Annotated in this window: 23 protein-coding genes; 10 read left to right on the top strand and 13 right to left on the bottom strand. The window is 70.3% G+C overall.

Features of this window, described 5'->3' with window-relative positions; genetic code table 11:
• Positions 1–9 precede the first annotated feature (9 nt).
• The 5 genes from BFN33_RS36560 to BFN33_RS36540 form a co-directional block, all read right to left on the bottom strand.
• Positions 10–750 carry an SRPBCC domain-containing protein gene (locus tag BFN33_RS36560; protein ID WP_069764491.1) on the bottom strand — a complete coding sequence of 247 codons (741 nt, stop codon included), beginning with the start codon at positions 748–750 and terminating at the stop codon, positions 10–12.
• A gap of 70 nt (positions 751–820) precedes the next feature.
• Positions 821–2458, bottom strand: a complete 1638-nt coding sequence (locus tag BFN33_RS36555) for a polyamine aminopropyltransferase (protein ID WP_069764709.1) — start codon at positions 2456–2458, stop codon at positions 821–823.
• 88 nt (positions 2459–2546) lie between these two features.
• A complete protein-coding gene (locus BFN33_RS36550) occupies positions 2547–3071 on the bottom strand; it encodes a DUF2617 family protein (RefSeq protein ID WP_069764490.1) in 525 nt (174 codons plus the stop codon).
• A 426-nt stretch (positions 3072–3497) separates the two neighbouring features.
• Complete coding sequence (locus BFN33_RS36545) at positions 3498–3791, bottom strand: hypothetical protein (protein WP_069764489.1); 294 nt, start codon at positions 3789–3791, stop codon at positions 3498–3500.
• A gap of 210 nt (positions 3792–4001) precedes the next feature.
• The gene (locus BFN33_RS36540) at positions 4002–4637 is read right to left on the bottom strand and encodes a hypothetical protein (protein WP_141758024.1); all 636 of its coding nucleotides are present in this window, start codon (positions 4635–4637) and stop codon (positions 4002–4004) included.
• Positions 4638–4831: 194 nt separating this feature from the next.
• Here BFN33_RS36540 and BFN33_RS36535 point away from each other — a divergent pair, with 194 nt between their 5' ends.
• Positions 4832–6022 (top strand): pyridoxal phosphate-dependent aminotransferase, encoded by a 1191-nt coding sequence (locus BFN33_RS36535; protein WP_069764487.1) that lies wholly within the window; start codon positions 4832–4834, stop codon positions 6020–6022.
• 49 nt (positions 6023–6071) lie between these two features.
• Here the strand turns inward: BFN33_RS36535 and BFN33_RS36530 are convergent, their stop codons facing one another.
• From BFN33_RS36530 to BFN33_RS36520, 3 genes are all read right to left on the bottom strand, one after another.
• Entirely contained in the window at positions 6072–6335 is a 264-nt protein-coding gene (locus BFN33_RS36530; RefSeq protein WP_069764486.1) for a type II toxin-antitoxin system RelE/ParE family toxin, read from the bottom strand.
• Positions 6328–6597, bottom strand: a complete 270-nt coding sequence (locus tag BFN33_RS36525; RefSeq protein ID WP_005483715.1) for a type II toxin-antitoxin system Phd/YefM family antitoxin — start codon at positions 6595–6597, stop codon at positions 6328–6330. Before BFN33_RS36525 ends, BFN33_RS36530 begins: the two co-directional genes overlap by 8 nt.
• 244 nt (positions 6598–6841) lie before the next feature.
• Positions 6842–7366 (bottom strand): YbjN domain-containing protein, encoded by a 525-nt coding sequence (locus BFN33_RS36520; protein WP_069764485.1) that lies wholly within the window; start codon positions 7364–7366, stop codon positions 6842–6844.
• A 140-nt stretch (positions 7367–7506) separates the two neighbouring features.
• Here BFN33_RS36520 and BFN33_RS36515 point away from each other — a divergent pair, with 140 nt between their 5' ends.
• Positions 7507–7995, top strand: a complete 489-nt coding sequence (locus BFN33_RS36515) for a hypothetical protein (protein WP_069764484.1) — start codon at positions 7507–7509, stop codon at positions 7993–7995.
• Between the two features lie 36 nt (positions 7996–8031).
• On the opposite strand, the gene clpB is transcribed toward BFN33_RS36515, so the two are convergent.
• Complete coding sequence (gene clpB, locus BFN33_RS36510) at positions 8032–10629, bottom strand: ATP-dependent chaperone ClpB (protein WP_069764483.1); 2598 nt, start codon at positions 10627–10629, stop codon at positions 8032–8034.
• A 129-nt stretch (positions 10630–10758) separates the two neighbouring features.
• Between clpB and BFN33_RS36505 the strand changes: the two genes are divergently transcribed.
• On the top strand, positions 10759–11172 hold the full coding sequence (locus BFN33_RS36505; RefSeq protein WP_069764482.1) for a pyridoxamine 5'-phosphate oxidase family protein: 414 nt from the start codon (positions 10759–10761) through the stop codon (positions 11170–11172).
• Positions 11173–11300: 128 nt separating this feature from the next.
• Here BFN33_RS36505 and BFN33_RS36500 read toward each other — a convergent pair whose 3' ends face one another.
• Together BFN33_RS36500 and BFN33_RS52770 are read right to left on the bottom strand one after the other, a co-directional pair.
• Entirely contained in the window at positions 11301–11636 is a 336-nt protein-coding gene (locus BFN33_RS36500; RefSeq protein WP_062049350.1) for a hypothetical protein, read from the bottom strand.
• Position 11637: 1 nt separating this feature from the next.
• Complete coding sequence (locus tag BFN33_RS52770) at positions 11638–11841, bottom strand: hypothetical protein (RefSeq protein WP_141758023.1); 204 nt, start codon at positions 11839–11841, stop codon at positions 11638–11640.
• Positions 11842–11927: 86 nt separating this feature from the next.
• Here BFN33_RS52770 and BFN33_RS36495 point away from each other — a divergent pair, with 86 nt between their 5' ends.
• Genes BFN33_RS36495 through BFN33_RS36480 form a run of 4 tightly spaced genes read left to right on the top strand, consistent with a single transcriptional unit; the run spans position 11928 to position 15926 of the window.
• Positions 11928–12968 carry a helix-turn-helix transcriptional regulator gene (locus tag BFN33_RS36495; protein WP_370743345.1) on the top strand — a complete coding sequence of 347 codons (1041 nt, stop codon included), beginning with the start codon at positions 11928–11930 and terminating at the stop codon, positions 12966–12968.
• Complete coding sequence (locus BFN33_RS36490; protein WP_069764480.1) at positions 12965–13942, top strand: helix-turn-helix transcriptional regulator; 978 nt, start codon at positions 12965–12967, stop codon at positions 13940–13942. Before BFN33_RS36495 ends, BFN33_RS36490 begins: the two co-directional genes overlap by 4 nt.
• On the top strand, positions 13939–14937 hold the full coding sequence (locus BFN33_RS36485) for a helix-turn-helix transcriptional regulator (protein WP_069764479.1): 999 nt from the start codon (positions 13939–13941) through the stop codon (positions 14935–14937). The genes BFN33_RS36490 and BFN33_RS36485 overlap by 4 nt, the downstream gene beginning before the upstream one ends.
• The gene (locus tag BFN33_RS36480) at positions 14934–15926 is read left to right on the top strand and encodes a helix-turn-helix transcriptional regulator (protein WP_069764478.1); all 993 of its coding nucleotides are present in this window, start codon (positions 14934–14936) and stop codon (positions 15924–15926) included. The genes BFN33_RS36485 and BFN33_RS36480 overlap by 4 nt, the downstream gene beginning before the upstream one ends.
• On the opposite strand, the gene BFN33_RS36475 is transcribed toward BFN33_RS36480, so the two are convergent.
• The gene (locus BFN33_RS36475; RefSeq protein ID WP_069764477.1) at positions 15889–16917 is read right to left on the bottom strand and encodes a LuxR C-terminal-related transcriptional regulator; all 1029 of its coding nucleotides are present in this window, start codon (positions 16915–16917) and stop codon (positions 15889–15891) included. The genes BFN33_RS36480 and BFN33_RS36475 overlap by 38 nt on opposite strands.
• Positions 16918–17224: 307 nt before the next feature.
• Here BFN33_RS36475 and BFN33_RS36470 point away from each other — a divergent pair, with 307 nt between their 5' ends.
• Genes BFN33_RS36470 through BFN33_RS36460 form a run of 3 tightly spaced genes read left to right on the top strand, consistent with a single transcriptional unit; the run spans position 17225 to position 20555 of the window.
• Positions 17225–18766, top strand: coding sequence for a circularly permuted type 2 ATP-grasp protein (locus BFN33_RS36470; protein ID WP_069764476.1), 1542 nt, complete (start codon positions 17225–17227; stop codon positions 18764–18766).
• Positions 18763–19695 (top strand): alpha-E domain-containing protein, encoded by a 933-nt coding sequence (locus BFN33_RS36465; protein ID WP_069764475.1) that lies wholly within the window; start codon positions 18763–18765, stop codon positions 19693–19695. The genes BFN33_RS36470 and BFN33_RS36465 overlap by 4 nt, the downstream gene beginning before the upstream one ends.
• 2 nt (positions 19696–19697) lie before the next feature.
• On the top strand, positions 19698–20555 hold the full coding sequence (locus BFN33_RS36460; RefSeq protein ID WP_069764474.1) for a transglutaminase family protein: 858 nt from the start codon (positions 19698–19700) through the stop codon (positions 20553–20555).
• Positions 20556–20595: 40 nt separating this feature from the next.
• On the opposite strand, the gene BFN33_RS36455 is transcribed toward BFN33_RS36460, so the two are convergent.
• Positions 20596–21699 (bottom strand): sugar ABC transporter substrate-binding protein, encoded by a 1104-nt coding sequence (locus BFN33_RS36455; RefSeq protein WP_069764473.1) that lies wholly within the window; start codon positions 21697–21699, stop codon positions 20596–20598.
• Positions 21700–21702: the final 3 nt, after the last annotated feature.

The following is a 21702-nucleotide window of genomic DNA, read 5'->3' as shown; positions in this document are numbered from 1 at the left end:
CGACACTACTCAACGGCGTCTTCTCAGCACCCGGGTGACCACGATCGCCGATGCCAGGACCACCGCCGCCGCCGGGGCCGCCCAGCGGAGGGTCGCTCCCGAGGCCACGGTCTGGGGGGCCGGGACGGGGGCGTAGCGGCCCCGCGGGGGCGCGTGGTCGACCTCCTCCGCGCTGCGGCCGATCATCGTGCGCCGGGCGTGGGCCGCTTCGGCCGGGGGGCCGGCGGGTTCCGTGAAGTCGTCGACGGGGGGCACGGGGGGCTCCACGGGCTCGGGAGTCGCCACGGCCCGTGGTGTCTCTGGCTGCTGCTCCTCCGGTTGCTCTGGTTCCTCCGTCTCGCCCAGGGCCTCCGCGAAACGGTTCAGCAGCCGTACGACCGCGGAACCCACCGCGTCCTGCGGGAGTTCCGTGACGCGGCCGTCCGCCGTGGCCGTGCCGTCGAAGGTCAGGGTCGTGCCGCCCTCCGTGTCGCGCAGGCGGAGGGCGAGGGCGAGGGTGACCGAGCCGGTGCCGCGGGTCTCGGTGGCGTCGCCCTCGACGGCGTACGAGCCGTCGTCCCGGCCGGTGACGCGTACCGCGCCGCGGTAGGTGATGGAGTGGCTGCCGACCCGCACCTTCAGCCGCCCGGCGACGGGGTCCGCGCCGGCGTCCTGCTGGAGCCCTGGAACCGCCCGGGCGACCCTGACGGGATCCCCCAGGGCCTCCCTCAGCCGCTCGACCGTAACCGGAACGAACACCTCATGCTCCATGGTTGCCGAGCCTACCCAGGGGGGACGGTCGTGCGCCCCCGTTGGTGGAAAGTGACCGCGCCCATCGGTGTCAGTAGCGCGGATGCACCAACGTCGACGCCGGCAGCCCTACGATCCGGGTCGCCTCCGCCGCCCTCCGCGCCGCCCCCAGGGACTCGCGCGTCAGAGTCGCCGACCGCGGCCCCGCGCCCGGGCCCAGTGCCGGGCGTGCTGCCGGTGAGGCGAGCACGAAACCCCAGTCGCGTGGTGCCCGGGAGGCGCCGGCCGTGCGGTCGGGGCCCGCGGCGAAGCCGGAGTCGCGGCCGCCGACGCGGTAGGGCGTGGTGTGCAGACCCGCCGCGCGCATGGTCGCGTCCACCGTCCAGAAGACCCGCGGACGGGAGGAGACCGGCCCCGCGTGCACGACGAGACGGCCCCCGGGGGCCAGGACACGACGGACCAGACCGTAGAACTCCGCCGAGTACAGCTTGGTGCTCGCGGTGATGCCGGGGTCGGGCAGATCGGCGATCACCACGTCGTACGACGGCTCGGGCGCCGCCGTCCGCAGCCGGCGGAACGCGTCCGCGATGGTCACCCGCACACGCGCGTCGCCGTACACATGACCGTTGAGCCGGGACAGCGCCGGGTCACGGCGGGCCAGGTCCACCACCGCGGGGTCGATCTCGACGATGTCGATGCGCCGTACGTCCGGGTACCTCAGCACCTCGCGGGCGGCGAGGCCGTCGCCGCCGCCGAGGACGAGCACGCGCGCGTGGGGGCCGTCCATCGCTGGGGTGACGAGGGCCTCGTGGTAGCGGCGCTCGTCACGGCCGCTGACCCTCAGACGGCCGTCGAGGTAGAGGCCGAGGGCGCGGCCGTCGGTGCCGCCGGTGAGGACGATCTCCTGGATGCCGGTCTGGAGGGCGACGCGTACGTCGTTGCCGTAGACCGCCTCTCGCGCGGCCCGCTCGAAGTCGTCGACGAGGACGGCGGCGGTGGCGAGGACGCCGAGCACGGCGAGGTTGGCGGCCAGCAGCAGCCAGCGGGCCCGGCGGGTCAGGTCGCGCCGGAACAGGCCGAGGACCAGGGCGCCGCCCGCGACCGCGTTGACCCCGCCGGTGACCATCGCGCCGGTCAACTGGCCCAGCAGCGGCAGCAGGAGGAAGGGGAAGGCCAGGCCGCCGACCAGCGCGCCGACGTAATCCGCCGCGAACAGGTCGGCCACCGCGCCGCCCGCGTCCTGGCGGCGGATGCGCTGGATCAGCTCCATCAGCAAGGGGACTTCGGCGCCGATGAGCAGACCGATGGCGAGGGAGAAGGCGACCAGGAGCCAGCGCGGACCGCTCGCCCACAGGCCGCCCCAGTCGCCGGTCCACGCGAAGACGGCGTACAGCGCCATCGCGCTGCACCCGCCGACCAGCGCGAGCAGCGCCTCGATCGCGCCGAAGGCCGCCGCCGCGTGCAGGCGCAGCCGCTTGGCGAGGAGCGAGCCGATGCCCATCGCGAAAACCATGACGGACAGCACCACGGAGGCCTGGGTGACCGAGTCGCCGATCAAGTACGAGGCGAGAGCGACCAGTTCGAGCTCGTACACCAGTCCGCAGGCCGCGCAGACGAAGACACAGGCGAGGACGAGGAAGCGGCCCGTGCCGGGGCGGACGGGCAGCCGCGCGGGCCCGGCCCAGGACGGCGGAGCGCCGGGCGGAGCGGGGGCGTGCGACTCGATCACGTTGCGACGGTACGTCACTGATGCGGCACGCTTCGTCACCCACACGTGTGGAACTGAGGAGCGACCGGGCCACAGGGGTTCGCGTCGCTCAGCCCGATGTCCCGATCGGGACCCGGACCCCGACCCGTGTCCGTGTGGCCACCAACTGCCCTTCCTGCGGATACGCGTGCCAGGTCCGCCAGTGCACCTGCCCTTCGTACCGCTGGGCCAGCAGTGCGGTGAACGCGAGCGGGCTGCCCGGGAAAACCCCTGCAAGCCCGTTCGGATGGTCGGACACCAGCGCAAGCAACTCCTGTGCGCGTCCGGCGAACTGACCCGGCGACAGCGCTTCGACGCGCGCGGCGAACTCGTACTCCCAGTCCCCCACCCGCTTGGTCACGCCCAGGGGCAGCGGCGCACTGCTGCCGGCGATGCACGCCACCGTCTCCGAACAGGTGCCCCGATCCTCCTCCAGGAGCACTTGGTGGGACGCGCCGAGAAGTCTCAACTGAAGCTGCGCCCGTCCGATTTCGAGGTCGAGCGTCGCCAGGGCGGGCAGCGGCTCACGCCCCAGGGCCCAGGCGAGGTCGGCCGCGCGCGTGTCGGTGTACGAGGTGTTCAGGGTCGTGAGCATGGATCGGCTCCGCTAGCACGCAAAGAAAGGGTGGTGTGGGGTTCCGGAACATCCGGGCGACTGTGGGGGGATCGGCCCGGTCAGCCCAGTCGGGAGGTCAGGACGTGTCCGCAGGACGTCCGAGGGGCTGTGTTGGCGATTTAGAGGGAATCATGAACAGTGGCGCCACCACAGCGTTTTTACCCAAGTTCGTGGGGTTTCCATCCCTCCGTGGGCTCTCCAGCTCATCTGTTCAACTACGGCGTGCGCCACGGCGGCCGGAGCGCGCGCCGGAGCACCGGAGTGAATAAGCGACAAACGGGGGCGCGCGTCACAGCAACAAGCGGGGGCGTGCGTCCCGACCCAGGTCCGGACCCACACCCCCGCCTTCCCCCGCTCCCCCGTCTCCGGATGCGGTTCCCCCTGCCGGAGCTCAGCTGCCCCGTGTCAGCTGCCTCCCCCGCATCCGCCCCCACCGCCGCAGGACGACCCGCCACCACAGGACGACCCACCGCCACAGGAGTGGCCACCGCCGCAGGAGTGCCCCCCGTGGTGGCCGCCGCCACCGGAGTCCGATCCGCCGCCGTCTCCCCCGGCCCACCAGCTACCGCCGGCGGCGCCGGCGCCGCCGCTGTGGGCCGCCCGCATACGCCGACGCGTCGAGCCGTTCCGGAACACCGTGGCCACCACGCCCACGAGGAACAGGACCAGGAACACCACCAGGATGATGCCGAAGACCATGGCTCACCCTCCTTCCGTTACCCCCCGAAGCGACCCCCCGTGGGCGCCTCGCCGGTTGCGTGAGCTGGAGATGCCCTTCTGTCTCACGGGCCAAAGCAGAGTTGAGGAACTTCAGAGCCTTCTCTCAGGCCAACGGCCCCTGACCTGCGCATAAGGGCAGTTCAGGGGCCGTTCGTGGGTCACTGGGCCGTGATCTTGCCCAACGATTGTTCAGACTCCGAGGTGTCCCCCGTCGCCGGCGCCGAGGAGGGAGTCCGTGAGCCGGCGTTCGACAGCGGAGGGCAGGGACCACAGCTCGGCACGCCTCCTTCGGTCCTCCGAACCCTGGCGGGCGGCTCGGCGGATACCGGACACGGCCAGGACCAGGGCGGCCAGGGACACGGCGAGCCCGGTCCCGAGGAGTGCGCCGGCGAGTAGGGCGCCGTCCGCCAGGGCGAACGGAAGCGCGCCCCCGAGACAGAGCGTGCTGAGGCCGCTGACGACGGAAATCGTCCACCACAGAGGCGTGAGCGGGTGCTCGTCGCGCAGGTGGTCGACCATCTGCCGGTCGGTGGGACGCCGCCGCGGGTGCTCTTCGGCGGCGAGGAACAGCTCGGCCCGCCCACGCAGCGCCCACACCGCGTGCACTCCCACCCATACGACGGGCAGCACGAACAGCGTCACCAGCACCGAACCCGCCTGGACCGCCCGCGGCACCGACACCCAGCCGGCGGCGTCGGCGACCACGGACCCCACGGCGGCTCCCACGCATACGGCACCCGCCGCGCTCGTGACCACGAGCCCTCGCCTGGCCCCACGCACCCGAGCGCTGAGGGGGAACTCGACCGCGTCCAACGTCTTCTCCATTCGATGACCGCAGGTACTCTACGCAGCCATCCGACGCGAACAAGTGCGGGCTGCCGGCGCCCGTCAGCGCAGGTAAGCGGCACACCGGCCGGCTCGGCGTCCCACTCGGCTCAGAGGTGTACGCGCGCGCCCGGCTCGTCAAGGAGGGGCTGCCCCCGAGCCCCGGTTGAGGAACCACAGAGCTTGGGCGCAGGATGACCGGCATGACCTCCAGTGCGCGCCCCCTGCTCAACCGACGTCTCGCCGAGTTCGGGACGACGATCTTCGCCGAGATGTCTGCCCTGGCGCTGCAGACCGGAGCGATCAACCTGGGCCAGGGCTTCCCCGACACGGACGGGCCCGAGGAGGTCAGGGAGGCGGCCGTGCGGGCGCTGCGGGACGGGCGGGGCAACCAGTACCCGCCGGGCCCGGGCGTTCCCGAGCTGCGCACGGCGGTCGCCGCGCACCAGGAGCGCCGCTACGGCCTGGTCCACGACCCCGACACCGAGGTCCTGGTCACCGCCGGAGCCACGGAGGCCATCGCCGCCGCGCTGCTCGCCCTGGTCGAGCCCGGTGACGAGGTCGTCGCCCTGGAGCCGTACTACGACTCCTACGCGGCCTGCATCGCGATGGCGGGCGGGAAGCGCGTACCGGTGACCCTGCGCCCGCACGAAGGCTCGTTCCGCCTGGACCTGGACGAGCTGCGCGCCGCGGTGACCGACCGCACCCGCCTGCTCCTGATCAACACCCCGCACAACCCCACCGGCACCGTCCTCACCCGCGAGGAGCTGACGGCGATCGCCGAGCTGGCCGTGGAGCGGGATCTGCTGGTGATCACGGACGAGGTGTACGAGCACCTGGTCTTCGACGACGCCGAACACCTGCCCCTCGCGACCTTCCCGGGGATGCGCGAGCGCACGGTCACGATCGGCTCCGCCGGCAAGACCTTCTCCTTCACCGGCTGGAAGGTCGGCTGGATCACGGCGGCGCCCGGTCTGGTCTCAGCGGTCCGCTCGGCGAAGCAGTTCCTGACGTACGTCTCCTCCGGCCCCTTCCAGTACGCGGTCGCCGAGGCCCTCGCCCTTCCCGACAGCTACTTCGCCGCATTCCGTGAGGACATGCGGGCCAAGCGGGACCTGCTGTCGAGCGGCCTGGCGGAGGCCGGGTTCAAGGTCTTCAAACCGGCCGGCACCTACTTCATCACCACTGACATTCGCCCCCTGGGCGAGAGCGACGGCTTCGCCTTCTGCCGCGCGCTGCCCGAACGCTGTGGGGTGGTGGCGATCCCGAACGCCGTCTTCTACGACCACCGCGAGCAGGGCGCGCCCTTCGTGCGGTTCGCCTTCTGCAAGCGGACGGATGTGCTGGAGGAGGCGGCCGCCCGGCTCAAGACGCCGACCGCATGAGCGCGGCACCGCCGCGTCGGGAGTCCGGGACGGGTCGGTGTCAGAGCGCTCAAACGTCATACACGGTGGAGCGATGCCCGACGTGTACGACCCACACCACCAGCTCGCCGTTGTCGATGGTGTAGATCACGCGGTAGTCGCCCACGCGTAGGCGGCGCCGGTCGGGCTGGGAGACGAGGGCCGTGGTGTTGAACCCCGTCGGGTCGCTCTCCAGCTCGGTCAGCTTGGCCAAAATGCGGAGGGCCATGTCTCGCGGGACTTTACGGAGTTCGGCCTGAGCCTCGGCTCGGAAGACGGTGCGGTACTCACTCACTGCGCGCCAGCGTCTCCCTCATGATGTCCTCGATCGGGATGCCTGGTGCCGGGTTGGTCATGCGCTCGTCGATGATCCGGTTGATCTCGCGCTCTTCCCACTCCTGGTATTTGCGCAGCACCTCGATGGACACCACGGCGGCGACCTGCTTGCCGCGACGGGTAATGACCGTCGGTACGTCGTCCCGGTCGGCCCTCTCCACGACCTCGGCCAGGTGCGCCCGGACATCGCGGATGGACTCTATGGGCATGGGCTGTGTCATGCGCCCAAGGATACCGAGTGTCTCATGTGTACACAACGGCTTCACGCGAGCCGAAAAGTTACCCACAGGCTGTGGACGGCCGCGGCACTCGCCCCGCCCGGCCGGCTCGCCCATGTGGCGGCACGGACGGCGACAGCCCGGCCCCGGCACGCGGCCGTGGTGGCCGGTGCCCTGGCCGGGCTGTCGTTCGACTACGGCGCGTATACGGTCGTGACGCCGACACGCGCGGGCAGTGGGAGGACGCCTACTCGTCGTCCTCGGGCTTCTCGGCGTCGTTGACTTCCTCCTCGAGGCCGAGCTGTTCGACGAGCCACTTGTCGAACTCGATGGCGGCGCGCACCCAGCTGACGGTCGAGGAGACGAAGTGCTCCAGGCTGACGCCGGTGCCGATGAGCATCTGCGCCTCGCCGATCAGACGGACGGTGCCGTCGTCATGGGTGTGGCTGTAGACCTTGGGCCACAGGGTGCGCCGGTTCCAGTCGTCGATGGACTCCAGCAGCGTGGGCTTCTCGTCGATCTGGTGGGGGCGGTCGTAGAACGTCCGTACCGAGAAGACCTGCTGGTCACCCTCGCCGCGGAACATGAAATACGTACGGAACTGCTCCCACGGCGCCGCGAGGTCACCCTCGTCGTCGACGACATACTTCAGCTCCATCTGGTCGAGGAGCTGCTTCACAAGATCCTGATCCGGGACGACGGGGCCCGCCGGTCCTTGCTGCGGCTCGGGCTGGCCCCCGAAGTTCGGAATCGAGGACGGGTCGATGGTCACCGTGAATTTCCCTTCGTACGGATTCCGCCATCCTCCCCCATCCGGGGAGGGGGGTGGCAAGCCCAGACGGAACCTGTCCTCCCAGGGCTGACATGATCCGGTCAGCCACAGAAAACAGAGGTCGAAGAAACGGGGAACACATGACGCAGACGGAGACCGAAACCGCGCCGGAACAGGTCCGGCCGGGCAGGACCAGATGGGGCGTCTTCGCGGCGATCCTGGCCGTACCGACCCTGGTGGTGGCGGGCCTGATCGCGCTGCTGATCGCCTGGCTGTTCACGGACGACTCGGTCGACACGGGCGTCCGGAAGGTCCCGTGCGCCGAGGCGTTCGCCTACGGCGGGGCGAAGCCGCCGACCGGGGCGCGCGACCTCGGGTGTGTGCAGGAGGCCGGGCAGGACCCCCGGTACGAGGCCCGCTTCCGGCTGCGGAGCGCCAAGGTGAGTGCCTGGGTGGCAGCGAGCTACCCGGACGGGCCCGGACTGCGGAACGTGCAGTGCGACGGCGACAACGTCTACGCGTGCATGAACCGGGGCCCGGTCGCCGGGCAGAGCGCCTCCGTACAGCTGGAGGTCACCCACGACAGCCCGAACTGGTCCGTGGTGCGGTTCGTGGCGTTCACGCCGTGACGAGGGGGCGCCACCGCCCCCTCGTCACCACCGCGCTCAGAGCGTCTTGCCGGTCGCCGGTCCCACGATCAGACCGTCGCCGAAGGCGTCCACCCGGACCGTGTCGCCGTCCTTGACCTCGCCGGACAGGATCTCCTTGGCGAGGCGGTCGCCGATGGCGGTCTGGACGAGGCGGCGCAGCGGGCGGGCGCCGTAGGCCGGGTCCATGCCCTCGACGGCGAGCCAGTCCAGGGCCGCGTCGGTGACCTCCAGGGTGAGCCGGCGCTCGGCGAGGCGCTGGGCGAGCCGGTTGATCTGGAGCCGCGCGATCCGGCCGAGCTCGTCCTTGGTGAGGGCCGAGAAGACGACCAGGTCGTCGAGCCGGTTCAGGAACTCCGGCTTGAAGGAGGCCCTGACCACCTCCAGGACCTGTTCCTTCTTCTCCGTCTCGCTGGTGATCGGGTCGACCAGGAACTGGCTGCCCAGGTTGGACGTCAGCACCAGGATCGCGTTGCGGAAGTCGACCGTACGGCCCTGACCGTCCGTCAGGCGGCCGTCGTCCAGCACCTGGAGCAGGATGTCGAAGACCTCCGGGTGCGCCTTCTCCACCTCGTCGAGGAGCACGACGCTGTACGGCCGCCTGCGCACCGCCTCGGTCAGCTGACCGCCCTCCTCGTAGCCGACGTAGCCGGGGGGCGCGCCGACCAGGCGGGAGACCGTGTGCTTCTCGCCGTACTCCGACATGTCGATGCGGACCATCGCCCGCTCGTCGTCGAAGAGGAAGTCGGCGAGGGCCTTGGCGAGTTCGGTCTTGCCGACGCCGGTGGGGCCGAGGAAGAGGAAGGAGCCGGTGGGCCGGTCGGGGTCGGAGATCCCGGCCCGGGTGCGCCGTACGGCGTCGGACACGGCCCGTACGGCCTCGCTCTGGCCGATGAGCCGCTTGCCCAGCTCCTCCTCCATGCGCAGCAGCTTCTGCGTCTCGCCCTCCAGCAGGCGGCCCGCCGGGATGCCGGTCCAGGCGGCGACGGTGTCCGCGATGTCGTCGGAGCCGACCTCCTCCTTGACCATGGTGTCCTTGGAGACCTCCTCCTCGGCCTCGGATGCGGCCTCCAAGTCCCTTTCCAGGGTGGGGATCTCGCCGTAGAGCAGCTTGCTGGCGGTGTCGAAGTCGCCGTCGCGCTGGGCGCGTTCGGCCTGACCGCGCAACTCGTCCAGCTTTTCCTTCAGTTCACCGACCCGGTTGAGGGACTGCTTCTCCTTCTCCCAGCGGGCGGTCAGGCCCCGCAGCTCCTCCTCCTTGTCGGCGAGGTCGCGGCGCAGCCGCTCCAGGCGTTCGCGGGAGGCCGGGTCGGTCTCCTTGACCAGCGCGAGCTCCTCCATCTTCAACCGGTCGACACCGCGCTGGAGTTCGTCGATCTCCAGGGGTGAGGAGTCGATCTCCATACGGAGGCGGGAGGCCGCCTCGTCGACGAGGTCGATGGCCTTGTCGGGCAGGAAGCGGGAGGTGATGTACCGGTCGGACAGGGCCGCGGCGGCCACCAGCGCGCTGTCGGCGATCTGGACCTTGTGGTGGGCCTCGTAGCGCCCCTTGAGCCCGCGCAGGATGGCGATGGTGTCCTCGACCGTCGGCTCGGCCACCAGCACCTGCTGGAAGCGCCGCTCCAGGGCGGGGTCCTTCTCGATCCGCTCACGGTACTCGTCGAGGGTCGTCGCACCCACCATCCGCAGCTCGCCGCGGGCCAGCATGGGCTTGAGCATGTTGCCGGCGTCCATGGAGGAGTCCCCGCCGGCGCCGGCGCCCACGACCGTGTGCAGCTCGTCGATGAAGGTGATGATCTGCCCGTCGGAGTCCTTGATCTCCGCCAGGACGGTCTTCAGCCGCTCCTCGAACTCACCGCGGTACTTGGCGCCCGCCACCATGGCGCTCAGGTCGAGCGATACGAGCCGCTTGTCCTTGAGCGACTCGGGCACGTCCCCCTTGACGATCCGCTGGGCGAGCCCCTCGACGACGGCGGTCTTGCCGACGCCGGGCTCACCGATGAGGACGGGATTGTTCTTCGTACGGCGGCTGAGCACCTGTACGACCCGGCGGATCTCCTGGTCGCGGCCGATGACCGGGTCGAGCTTGCCCTCCCGTGCCGCGGCGGTGAAGTCGGTCCCGAACTTCTCCAGGGCCTTGTACTGCCCCTCGGGGTCGGCGGTGGTCACCCTGCGCCCTCCTCTGGCCTTCTGGAAGGCGTCGACCAGCTTCTTCGGGGTGGCCCCCTGCTGGGTGAGCACGTCGGCGGCCGGTCCGCCCTTGGCGGCGATGCCGACGAGCAGGTGTTCGGTGGAGAGGTACTCGTCACCGAGGTCGTTGGCGCGGGCCTGCGCGTCCGCGATGACGGAGAGCAGGTCGCGGTTGGGCTGCGGCGGCGCGACGGTGGACCCGGCCACGCTGGGCAGCGAGCCGAGCACCTTCTCGGCCCCGGCCCGCACGGCGGCCTGGTCGGCGTCGACGGCGGTGAGCAGATCGACGATGTTCTCGTTGTCCTGCCCCTGGAGCAGAGCGAGGAGCAGGTGGGCGGGGGTGAGGTCCGGGTGTCCCTCGGTCACGGCCCGGTTGCTGGCCGCGTTGATCGCGTCCCGGCTCCGGTTGGTCAGCTCGGCATCCACGTGTCCGTACTCCTCCTCGGTGTCAGTTCCTGCTACCGACTCCTGCTACTGACTCTGTCAGCGTACATAAAGTTGAGTCTATTCCACTCAAGGCAGACTGCGGGAGGAATGGGGGACTAGCTTCCCGGCATGACCTCCTACACCCAGGATCCGGGTGCCCCGGACCCGTCGTTCCTCAGCTTCTGGCGCGAACGGCATCTGTGCACACTGACGACCCCGCGCCCGGACGGGAGCCCGCACGTGGTGCCCGTCGGGGTGACATACGACCCCGAGGCCCGTCTTGCTCGGGTGATCGCGAGCCGGACGAGCGCGAAGGTACGGCACGTGCTGGCGGCCGGCGAGGGCGGGGCGGCGGTGGCGGTGTGCCAGGTGGCGGGGCCGCGGTGGGCCACGCTGGATGGGCGGGCGCAGGTCCGCACGGAGCCGCAACGGGTCGCGGAGGCGGTGCGGCGATACGCCGAGCGCTATGAACGGACCCCGGCGCCGAACCCGCTGCGGGTGGTCATCGAGATCTCGCTGACGGGCGCGATGGGTCGTTTTTGAGCCAGGGGCCGATCATCCAATACCCGGAAATGTCGCCCAAAACTGCAGCGGCGTCACCGTGTTCAGGTCACGGTGACGCCGCTGCGGGGGGAAGCACCTGAGCGATCTGTTACGACGGGGGAATCGCGTCAGGCACTGCGGGGGGTGGCTGAGATGGTCCGCGGGGTGGGGGTTTCCGGTTCCACCAGCCGATGGTCTCGTTGGTCCAGGTTCACAAAGATCATTCCGTACCGGATGGCACACCGAACGGGCTGCGGCGCCCCCCGAGGCCGCCGCAGACACCGGTACGCCCGCACGTCCTCGTCGTCGTCCCGCGTGACGACCACCGGTTCGCCGAAGACGGTCACCATCAACGAGTCACCGGGGTGGGGGATCGCGGTGACGAGGTCGATGAAGTGCCAGCCGGAGCGGTAGGCGGTGGCCATTTCTCTGCGGAAGGAGCGGTCGTCAGGTGGAGTAGTCATGTCAGTCCCAGACCGTGTCCGCCGGGAATGCCTGAGCCTCTTCGCCGACAGCCACGATGTCCGCGGCCTCGGTACCACTCACTCTATGAGCGTCGCCCTTCACGCCGGAGAGGCCGGTCAGTGCTCCGAAAGCCACAACGGTGGAGAAGGCGGCGACAAGCACCGAGCGAAGCATTCTGTTACGCATAGTCGGCTTCGTCCTCACTTGAAGGTCCCCTCTTCCCCCGTCGAGTAAGACGATGGCTCATTCGGGCACGTCATGGCCACACGAACGGTGCATCATGTTCCTGCATGTTCAGGACCCTGGGGGGTGGAAATTTGGTATCGAATGGGGCACATGCGACACATCACCATACGGTGACCGAGCTGTGTGAGGAAGGTGGCCGTCTTTACGCCAACGCTCTACGGACGGGACGCGTCTCCCGCGCGGACGTGGAATCGGTTCCCTGCCTTCTTGAGTTCGCCCTGCTCCACCCCGACCCGGACGACGCGAACTGGATGCTGCCCGTACCGCCGTCGGTCGCGCTGGCTCAGCGACTCAACCCGCTGGAACACGAGATCACCGAGCGCAGGCGGATGTCGATCGAGCTGGCCGACGCCTTCGAGCCGTTCATGGCTCTGAGCGCTCAGCAGGTGGCACCGGCGCACTCGATCACGGTCCTGGAGGGGCTCGACCGGATCAACGCGGCGCTCGACCTCGCGACGTCCCAGTGTCAGTCCGAGGTGCTCACCGTCCAGCCCAGCCGGGGCAGACGCCCCGACAACAGACTCATCGAGGGGCTGGAACGCGACAGGACCCTCATCGACCGGGGCGTGCGGATCCGCACCCTGTACCAGCATGTTGCTCGGTACAGCCCCGAGCGACTGGCCTACATGGAACAGTTCGCCGACGGAAAGGTGGAGTACCGCACCATCGACGAACTGGTGGAGCGGCTCATCATCTGTGACGAGGCCGTGGCCTTCATCCCCGTCCGGGACGACCGCCAGGTCGCACTGGAGCTCCGGCACCCCGGCCTTGTCGGCTATCTGATCAAGGTGTTCGAGTTCATGTGGAGCCGTGCGGTCCCGCTGAGCGCCGGCGCTCCCTACGAAACGGCGCCGGACGGCATCACCGACATCCAGCACTCCATAGCCAAGCTCCTCGTCGAGGGACATGTGGACGAGGCGATAGCCCGGCGGCTGGGTATGAACGTGCGCACGTGCCGCGCCCACATAGCGAAGCTCGCGACGGTCCTGGGCAGCGGCAGCCGCGCCCAGCTCGGCTTCCTCATCGCGCAGTCGGGGCTCCTTGACCAAGGTCACTCGGCATCGGAGGGGGAGGGCCGTCCGTGAGGGAGGCTCACGCGCACGGAGCCGAGGAACTGTGCGAGGCGGGCCTGGAGCTGTACACCCGTGCGCTGCGTGAAGGGCGGGTGTCCTGCTCAGCGGAGGACACCGCGCCCTGCCTGGTCGACCTGGGACTCCTGCAACCGGACGTCTCGGACCTGCGGTGGCTGCGGCCCATCGCGCCGGCCTTCGCCCTCCACCGCCTGCTGCGTGGCGTGGCGGAGCGCATCGCGGACGAGCGGCGGCGCGAGGAGCGGCTGGCGGCGACGTTCGAGCCTCTGGTGGGGATGTCCGGCGCACTCGCCGAGACGCCGACGATCAGGGTCCTCAGCGGTCTCGACCGTATCGGCGAGGCCATTCAGCTGACCTTGTCGGGCACTTCGGGTGAGATGCTCACCATCCAGCCTCACACCCATCACATCCCCGCCGCCGATATCTTTGCCGAAGCCCTGGTCCGCGATCAGGCCCTGCTCGACCGCGGCGGCCGTATCCGCACGCTGTACCAGCACACCCAGCGCCACGCGCCCAGCATCCTCGCCCGCTACGAACGCCTGCACGGCGACGTCGAAGCCCGCACCCTCGACGAGGTCACCCAGCGGCTGATCGTCGTCGACCGCGAGATCGCCTTCATCCCCGCCAACCAGGACCGCACCCTCGCCCTGGAGATCCGCCACCCCGCCATCGTCGACTTCCTCGCCACCGCCTTCGACCGGCTGTGGCGGCTGGCCACCCCCATGTATCCCCAAGCCGTCCCCCCGCCCTCCCCCGACGGCATCACGCCCCGTCAACGGGCCATCGCCGGACTGCTCGTGGAGGGCCACACCGACGCCGTCATCGCCGACCGCCTCGGCATGAACATCCGCACCGCCCGCGTCCACATCGCCAAACTCGCGGCGACGCTCGGCAGCGAGAGCCGCGCCCAGCTCGGCTACCTCATCGCGGAATCAGGAATCCTCAAGCAGGAGGGAGTGACGGAGTGATCCCGGTGCCACATCCGGAGCACGGCGTGGAGAACCTGTGCGCGGCAGGGACCGAGCTGTACGCACGTGCCCTGCGTGAGGGCCATGTGCTCGGCGTCGACGCCAAGGAGGCGCCCTGCTTGCTCGACTTCGGTCTCCTGCATCCCGCCGTCACGGACCTGGACAGGCTGGAGCCGGTCGCCCCGGCCGTCGCCCTGCACCGCATGCTGCGGATCGCGGAGGAACGCATCGCGGACGAACGACTGCGTGAGGCACGGCTGACCGAGACGTTCGAGCCCCTGATGCGGATCGACGGCCGCGGTACGGGCGCTGACGACTCCTCGATGATCAGTGTGCTCAGTGGGGTCGACCTGATCGGCCGGGTGATCGGCCAGGCCATGGCCGACAGCTCGGAGCTGCTGTCCATCCAGCCGAACACCAGTGACAGACACGCCCACCCGCCCCCTTTCGTGCATGTCGAGGCCTTCGACCGCGACCAGGCCCTGCTGGACCGCGGCGGCCGTATCCGCACGCTCTACCAGCACACCCTGCGCCACGCGCCCAGTGTCGTGGCCCGCTACGAGCGGCTGCACGGCGACGTGGAGGCTCGCAGCCTGGACGAGGTGACGGAGCGCCTGATCATCGTCGACCGGACCGTGGCCTTCATCCCCGCCAGCAAGGACCGCACCCTCGCCCTGGAGATCCGGCACCCCGCCCTGATCTCCTTCTTCGTCACCGCCTTCGACCGGCTGTGGCGGCTGGCCACGCCGATGTACCCCGAAGCGGTGCAGCAGCCCACGCGCGACGGCATCACGCCCCGCCAACGGGCCATCGCCGCGCTCCTCGTCGAGGGCCACACCGACGCCGTCATCGCGGACCGCCTGGGCATGAACATCCGTACCGCACGCGTCCACATCGCCAAACTCGCGGCGACCCTTGGCAGCGAGAGCCGCGCCCAACTCGGCTATCTCATAGGGCAGTCCGGCATTCTCGGCCAGGAGGACACAGGCGAGTGACGACGGCGGCGGCCCATCCCGAGCACGGCCCGGAAGACCCGTGCCCAAAAGGCGTCGAGCTCTACGAACGTGCCCTTCGCGAGGACGGGATCGGCCGGCAGGAGGCCTCGCCCGCGCCCTGTCTCCTCGACAGCGGGCTGCTGCGGCCCGACGCCCGGGACCCCGCCCGGCTGGAAGCCGTACCGCCCGCCCTCGCCCTGCACCGCATGCTCCGTGCCACCACGGACCGCGTGGTGCAGGAGCGGCGGGGTGCGCAACGGCTCGCCGAGGCGTTCGCGCCGCTCCTGCGGATCGACGGGCGGAGTGCGGCGGCCGCGGAGAAGCCCGCTATCAGAGTCGTCAGCGGTACCGGCCCCATCAACGCGGCCATCACCGAGGCCATGGCCGGCGCCGTACGCGAACTCCTGTGTGTGCAGCCCAACGTCCATTACAGCGACCGGCGGGGCGCCGCCGCCCAGGTCGTGGCGATGGACCGGGACCAGGCGCTCCTGGACCGCGGCGCGCGTATCCGCACCCTGTACCAGCACACCCAGCGCCATATGCCGCTCGTCCTCGCCCGCTACGAGCAGCTCCGCGGCGACGCCGAGGCCCGCTCCCTCGACGAGGTCACCGACCGGCTCATCGTCGCGGACCGGACCGTCGCGTTCATCCCCGCCGGCGAGGACGGCACGGTCGCGCTGGAGGTCCGGCACCCGGCCCTGGTGGAGTTCCTGGCCGCCACCTTCGACCGGCTGTGGTGGCAGGCCACGCCCATGTATCCGCAGATCGTGCACCGGCCGAGCCTCAACGGCATCACACCCCGTCAACGGGCCATCGCCGGACTGCTCGTGGAGGGCCACACCGACGCCGTCATCGCCGACCGCCTCGGCATGAACATCCGCACCGCCCGCGTCCACATCGCCAAACTTGCCGCCACCCTCGGCAGCGAGAGCCGCGCCCAGCTCGGCTACCTCATCGGACAGTCCGGGATTCTTGACCGGGAAGCGTGATCGAGGACATGGTCGTCGGGCCGTCCAGGCCCACCTGCGCTATCCGGACGCCCAGTTGCGTACGACTGGCCGCCCCGAGCGTCTCCGACAGTCGCGCGATATGGGCCCGGCAGGTGCGCACGCTTATCCCCAGCCGTTCCGCGATCACCGCGTCCTGGTGGCCCTCGGCCAGCAGTGCGGCGATGGACTGCTCGCGGTGGGAGATGCCCTCGATGCCGGTGTCCGGGAGGGGGGCCGTGAGGGGGATCGCCAGGCGCCACAGGCGCTCGAAGACCGTCAGCAGGTACTCCACCAGCGCCGGGTGCCGCAGCTCCAGGGCGAGGGTGCGGTCGGCGTTCGCGGGGATGAAGGCCACCGTGCGGTCGAAGAGGATCAGCCGGTCGATGACCTCGTCCAGTGTCCGTGCCTGGACCGAACCGCCCATCAACTCCAGGTAGTTCAGGAGCCCTTGGCCGTGCCGGGCCACATGGGTGTACAGGTCCCGCATCCGCACGCCCCGGCCGCGCAGCGCCAGCGCCCGGTGCAGGCCCTCCGTCAGCTCGTGCTCGGGACGGATGCCGCCGGGCTGGACGGTGAGTACCTCCGTCGTGCACGCCTCGGTGGCCTCGTCCATCGCGGCCTGGATCCGCGAGAGGCCGTCGAGGACCCGGATCGCGGTCCCCTCACCGGCGCCCGGCACGACGCTGGGTCCCAGACCCGCGTACCGCTCCACCGCCGCGACCGCCGCCCCCACCCGCTGCTGGCTCGTGCTGACCTCGTCGTAGACGCCGCGCAGCAGCCGGGTCATGACCTCCTGGGGTGCCGTCGGCACCAGCCAGTCCATGTCGTCGGGGTCCGGGTGCAGCAGCGCCAGTTCCAGCAGACAGGGCACCGGCTCGGCGTCGGCGCGCGGCACGCGGCCGCGCCGTACGGCCCGGGAGTACACCCGGTCCCCGGCGTCGCACAGCCGGTCGGCACCGTGTGGATGGTCGTCCGTCCTGAGCCCGGCCATCGCCCATCCCACCCCCGGTTCCCGCGTCTACCGCCCTCTTGTGCTGTTTTCCCATCGGGGCGTGGAAGCCCCCGGGCTCCGCCACTATGCGCGGCCCCGACCCGCTCCGCAACACGGCTCCTCGGGCCGACGCCGGGAAAAACGGCCGGTATGCTCCGTTACCTCCGGGCCTCCGTCCGCCCGTCTGCAACAAGCTGCTCCCCCGCCCGTCCAGGACCGTCCCCGTGCGGAACAACCCGCTCCGCGCGTCAACTCCCGGAAATCACGCAGTGATCATCCCGTTACGTGCCGCACTTAACGTCAGGCCATGGCGGACATATTTGACGCATACGCGCTGGCCGACGCGTGGGACGAGATGTTCGAGCGGCCGGGTGAGGTCAGGACCGCCTACGAGCCGGTGCTGGCCGCACTCCAGCCGATCGAACCGAGTGAACTCAGGTTCCGGGCCGACCAGATGGCCCGGTCGTTCACCGACCGGGGCGTGACCTACGCCTTCGCGGGCGAGGAGCGGCCCTGGCCGCTGGACCTCGTGCCCAGGATCCTCGACGCCCTCGAGTGGGATCTCGTACAACGCGGGGTGAGCCAGAGAGTCAGAGCCCTGGAGGCCTACCTCGCCGACGCCTACGGACCCGCCCGTGCCTTCGAGGACGGTGTCGTGCCCTGGCGGCTGCTGCTGAACTCCCCGCACTTCCACCGCGCCGCACACGGGCTCGAGCCCACGGGCGGCGTCCGCATCCATGTCGCCGGCATCGACCTGGTCCGGGACGAACAGGGGGACTTCCGCGTCCTGGAGGACAACGTCCGGGTTCCCAGCGGCGTGTCGTACGTCATCGAGAACCGGCGCGCCATGACCCGCGTCTTCCCGTCCCTCTTCGCCGAGCAGCATGTGCTTCCCGTCGACGGCTACGCGCAGAAGCTGCTCACCGCCCTGCGCGCCGCCGCGCCCGACGGCGTCCAGGACCCCCGGGTCGTGGTCCTGACCCCCGGGCCCAGCAACGCCGCCTACTTCGAACACGCCCTGCTCGCCCGGCTGATGGGCGTGCAGCTGGTCGAGGGGCACGACCTGGTGTGCCGGAGCAACCGGGTGTGGATGCGCACGACACGCGGAGAGGTGCCCGTCCACGTCGTATACCGGCGCCTGGACGACGACTTCCTCGATCCGCTCCACTTCCGCCCCGACTCGGTGATCGGCTGCCCGGGCATCCTCGGCGCGGCCACGGCGGGCCATGTCACCCTCGCCAACGCGGTCGGCAACGGCATCGCGGACGACAAGCTGCTCTACACCTACGTCCCGGACCTGATCCGTTACTACCTCTCAGAGGAACCGATTCTTCCCAACGTGGAGTCCTTCCGGCCCGACGAACCCGGCCAACTGGAGGCCGTCCTCGACCAGATCGACAAGCTCGTCGTGAAGCCCGTCGACGGGGCCGGCGGCCAGGGCATCGTCATCGGGCCGAAGGCCGACCGCGAAACCCTGGAGAGGACCCGCGAGGCCGTCCGCAAGGACCCCCGCGGTTTCATCGCCCAGCGCCCCGTCGCCCTCTCCACCTCGCCCACCCTCGCGGGTGAGCGCATGGCGCCCCGCCACATCGACCTGCGTCCCTTCGCCGTCAACGACGGCAACGACATCTGGGTCCTGCCGGGCGGCCTGACCCGGGTCGCCCTCCAGGAGGGCAACCTGATCGTCAACTCCAGCCAGGGCGGCGGCTCCAAGGACACCTGGGTGCTCGCCGAGGGCCCCGCGGAGCCGCCCGCGCCGGCGAACGGGACCGCCCTCCTGGACATCGCCCCACGTCAGCACGGTCCCGACGGCAACCCCACCGTCGTACAGGAAGGGGCCCAGCAGTGAACGACGTGATCCTCTCGCGGATAGCCGAGGCACTGACCTGGACCGGCCGTTACGTCGAGCGGGCGGACAACACCGGCCGCATTCTCGACGCCTACCTCCACCGGCTGCTGGAGGACCCATGGCGCGACGAGGACGTGGCCTGCCGGTCGCTGTACGCGATCCTCGGCGTCGACGCGGGCGGCACCCGGGTCGACATGCAGCAGGTCCTCGACCAGCTCGCCTTCGACGCCCGCTCGACCTGCTCCATCGAGGGCGCCCTCGGCGCGGCCCGGCTGAACGCCCGCAGTGCCCGGGAGGCCGTCTCCTCGGAGATGTGGGAGTGCCTGAACTCCACCTGGCACGCCCTGGCGGACCAGCGCCTCGCGGCCCGCCGCACCGGCCCCTACGCCTATCTGGAACTGGTACGGCGGCGCTCGGCGCTCTTCTTCGGGCTCGCCGACTCCACCATGAGCCGCGACGACAGCTGGCGTTTCGTGGTGCTGGGCCGGAGCCTGGAGCGGGTGGACATGACCGTACGGCTGCTGTCGGTCCGGGTCCTGGACGCGGCCCACGCGCCCGACTGGCCGACCCTGCTGAGCGCCTCGGGCGCCGACGAGGCGTACGCGCGCGTGTACGGCGGTTTCGGCGACACCCCGCGCGTCGCCGAGTTCCTGCTCCTGGACCGCGACTTCCCGCGCTCCGCGCTGCACGCGCTGACGACGGCGGAGGAGTGCCTGACCGCGCTCGGCCGGCCCCGCCAGGACCCCGCGCGCCGCCCGATCGGCCGGATGCGCACCCGTCTCGAATACCTCGACCTGCACGCCCTGGAGGAGCAACTCCCTTTGCTGCTCGGGGACCTGCAAACCGCCTGCATGGCTTCCGCGGAAGCGGTGGCGGAGCGGTTCTTCCCGTACCAGGGGCCCGTCGAGTGGGCCCAGGAAGGAGCGTGAGCATGTCCACCACGCCCGCGTCCCGCCGCCTCCGGATCAAGCACACCACGATGGTCTCGTACGCCCAGCCCGTGGCCTCGTCCCACAACGAGGTCCGCATGACCCCGCTGACGCTGCCCGCCCAGACCACCCTGGACGCCCGGGTCACCGTCAATCCGACCACGCCCACCTGGTCGTACTGGGACTACTGGGGCACGCAGGTCACCGGCTTCGACCTGATGGACCCGCACGGCCATCTCACGATCACCGCCTCCAGCCTGGTCGAGACGTCCCGCCCTGAGCCGCTGCCGGCCGCGCCCACGTGGGACGAGGTGGCCGAACGCATCGCGGGGTCCCGCCTGTTGGAGTTCGCGACCCCCACGGGCCGTACGACGGTCCCACCCAAGCTGATCAAGAAGGCCCGGAAGGCGGCGGCCGGTCTCGACCCGCACGGGACGGCGGTCGCGGTGTCGGAGCTGGTCGCCGACCGGGTGTCGTACCTCCCCGGCGCGACCAGCGTGAACACCTCCCCCGCGGAGGCCTGGGAGCAGGGCGCCGGCGTCTGCCAGGACATCACCCATCTCACCGTCGCCCTGCTGCGGGGTGCCGGACTCCCGGCCCGCTATGTCTCCGGCTACCTCCACCCGGAGCGGGACGCCGAACTCCACCGGCCCGTCGCCGGGGAGAGCCACGCCTGGATCGAGTACTGGGCGGGCGACTGGTGCGGCTACGACCCCACCAACCGGGTCCGCGCCGACGAGTCCCACGTGGTGGTGGCCCGGGGGCGCGACTATGACGACGTGACGCCCCACAAGGGCATCTACCGGGGCGTGCCCGGCGGATCGCCGGAGGTCACGGTGGAGTTCACGCGGGTGGCGTGAACGGGCGGGCGGAGGGTGGGTTCCCTCCGCCCCGGCACTGCTACTTCAGACCGGCCGCCGCGCAGTCGCTCTTGAACTGCGCGGTGCAGATGTCCTTGATCGTGTAGATGCCGTCCTTGACGACCGTGCTCTTGATGTTGTCCTTCGTCAGGGCGACGACCTGGACGAGCTGGGCCGGGATGTTCTTGTTCGTAGGGCTGTCGACGCTGTCCGTGGCGAGGGCGTCGAACTGGATGCCCTTGCCCTGGACCTTCATGACGGCCATCTCGGCGGCGGCCTCGGCCTCGCCCGGGTACGGCTTGTAGACGCTCATGTACTGCTCGCCCGAGACGATCCGCTGCACCGCGGCCAGCTCCGCGTCCTGGCCGGTGATCGGCGGGATGTTCGTCATGCCCGCGTCCTCCATCGCCTGGATGGCGGCGCCTGCCATGGCGTCGTTGGCGGAGTAGACGGCCTTGATGTTGCCCTTGCCGATCGCGTTGATCGCCTCGGTCATGTCCTTCTGGGCGGTCTCCGGCTTCCAGCCGTCGACGTCGTAGGTCTCGGCGATCGTCACCTTGCCGTTGAGCTCGGACATCGCGCCCGCCTTGAACTGTCCGGCGTTCGGGTCGGAGGGCGAACCGTTGATCATGACGATCTTGTCGGAGGTGTCGATGCCCGAGCCGATCGCCTCGACGAGGGAGCGGCCCTGCACCTCGCCGACGAGTTCGTTGTCGAAGGAGACGTACGCGTCGATCGGGCCCTCGGCGAGGCGGTCGTAGGCGATGACCGGAATGCCCGCGTCCTTGGCCTTCGTCACCATGCCCGCGATGGCGTGCGAGTCCACGGCGTCCAGCAGGATGACGTCGACCTTCTCGTCGATCATCTGCTGCATCTGCGCGGCCTGCTTCTTGGCGTCGGCCTCACCGTTGGCGTAGAGGGTCTTGCCCTTCTTGTCCGTGAGCTCGGCGACCTTCCGCTGGATGATCGGGTAGTCGAACTCCTCGTAACGGGTGTTCGTCTTCTCCGGCATCAGCACACCCACGGTGATGTCGTCACCCTTGGTCGGACTCGCCTCGCTCCCGCTCGCGGCGCCGAGCGCCCCGCAGGCGGCCAGCGAGAAGGTCATCGTGGACGCGGCCACGGCTATGGCGATACGACGCATGGG

The organism is Streptomyces sp. LUP47B (genome assembly GCF_001746295.1).
GTDB lineage: Bacteria > Actinomycetota > Actinomycetes > Streptomycetales > Streptomycetaceae > Streptomyces.
This window is presented reverse-complemented; position numbering and strand designations above follow the sequence as displayed.

Coding starts and splice junctions, on each gene's coding strand:
- BFN33_RS36475 (WP_069764477.1), bottom strand. CDS start 16,917: ATGGCCGGGCTCAGGACGGACGACCATCCACACGGTGCCGACCGGCTG.
- BFN33_RS36540 (WP_141758024.1), bottom strand. CDS start 4,637: ATGGAGAAGACGTTGGACGCGGTCGAGTTCCCCCTCAGCGCTCGGGTG.
- BFN33_RS36460 (WP_069764474.1), top strand. CDS start 19,698: ATGTCCACCACGCCCGCGTCCCGCCGCCTCCGGATCAAGCACACCACG.
- BFN33_RS36500 (WP_062049350.1), bottom strand. CDS start 11,636: ATGACTACTCCACCTGACGACCGCTCCTTCCGCAGAGAAATGGCCACC.
- BFN33_RS36455 (WP_069764473.1), bottom strand. CDS start 21,699: ATGCGTCGTATCGCCATAGCCGTGGCCGCGTCCACGATGACCTTCTCG.
- BFN33_RS36505 (WP_069764482.1), top strand. CDS start 10,759: ATGACCTCCTACACCCAGGATCCGGGTGCCCCGGACCCGTCGTTCCTC.
- BFN33_RS36515 (WP_069764484.1), top strand. CDS start 7,507: ATGACGCAGACGGAGACCGAAACCGCGCCGGAACAGGTCCGGCCGGGC.
- BFN33_RS36535 (WP_069764487.1), top strand. CDS start 4,832: ATGACCGGCATGACCTCCAGTGCGCGCCCCCTGCTCAACCGACGTCTC.
- BFN33_RS36550 (WP_069764490.1), bottom strand. CDS start 3,071: ATGCTCACGACCCTGAACACCTCGTACACCGACACGCGCGCGGCCGAC.
- BFN33_RS36560 (WP_069764491.1), bottom strand. CDS start 750: ATGGAGCATGAGGTGTTCGTTCCGGTTACGGTCGAGCGGCTGAGGGAG.
- BFN33_RS36525 (WP_005483715.1), bottom strand. CDS start 6,597: ATGACACAGCCCATGCCCATAGAGTCCATCCGCGATGTCCGGGCGCAC.
- BFN33_RS36495 (WP_370743345.1), top strand. CDS start 11,928: ATGTTCAGGACCCTGGGGGGTGGAAATTTGGTATCGAATGGGGCACAT.
- BFN33_RS36470 (WP_069764476.1), top strand. CDS start 17,225: ATGGCGGACATATTTGACGCATACGCGCTGGCCGACGCGTGGGACGAG.
- BFN33_RS36545 (WP_069764489.1), bottom strand. CDS start 3,791: ATGGTCTTCGGCATCATCCTGGTGGTGTTCCTGGTCCTGTTCCTCGTG.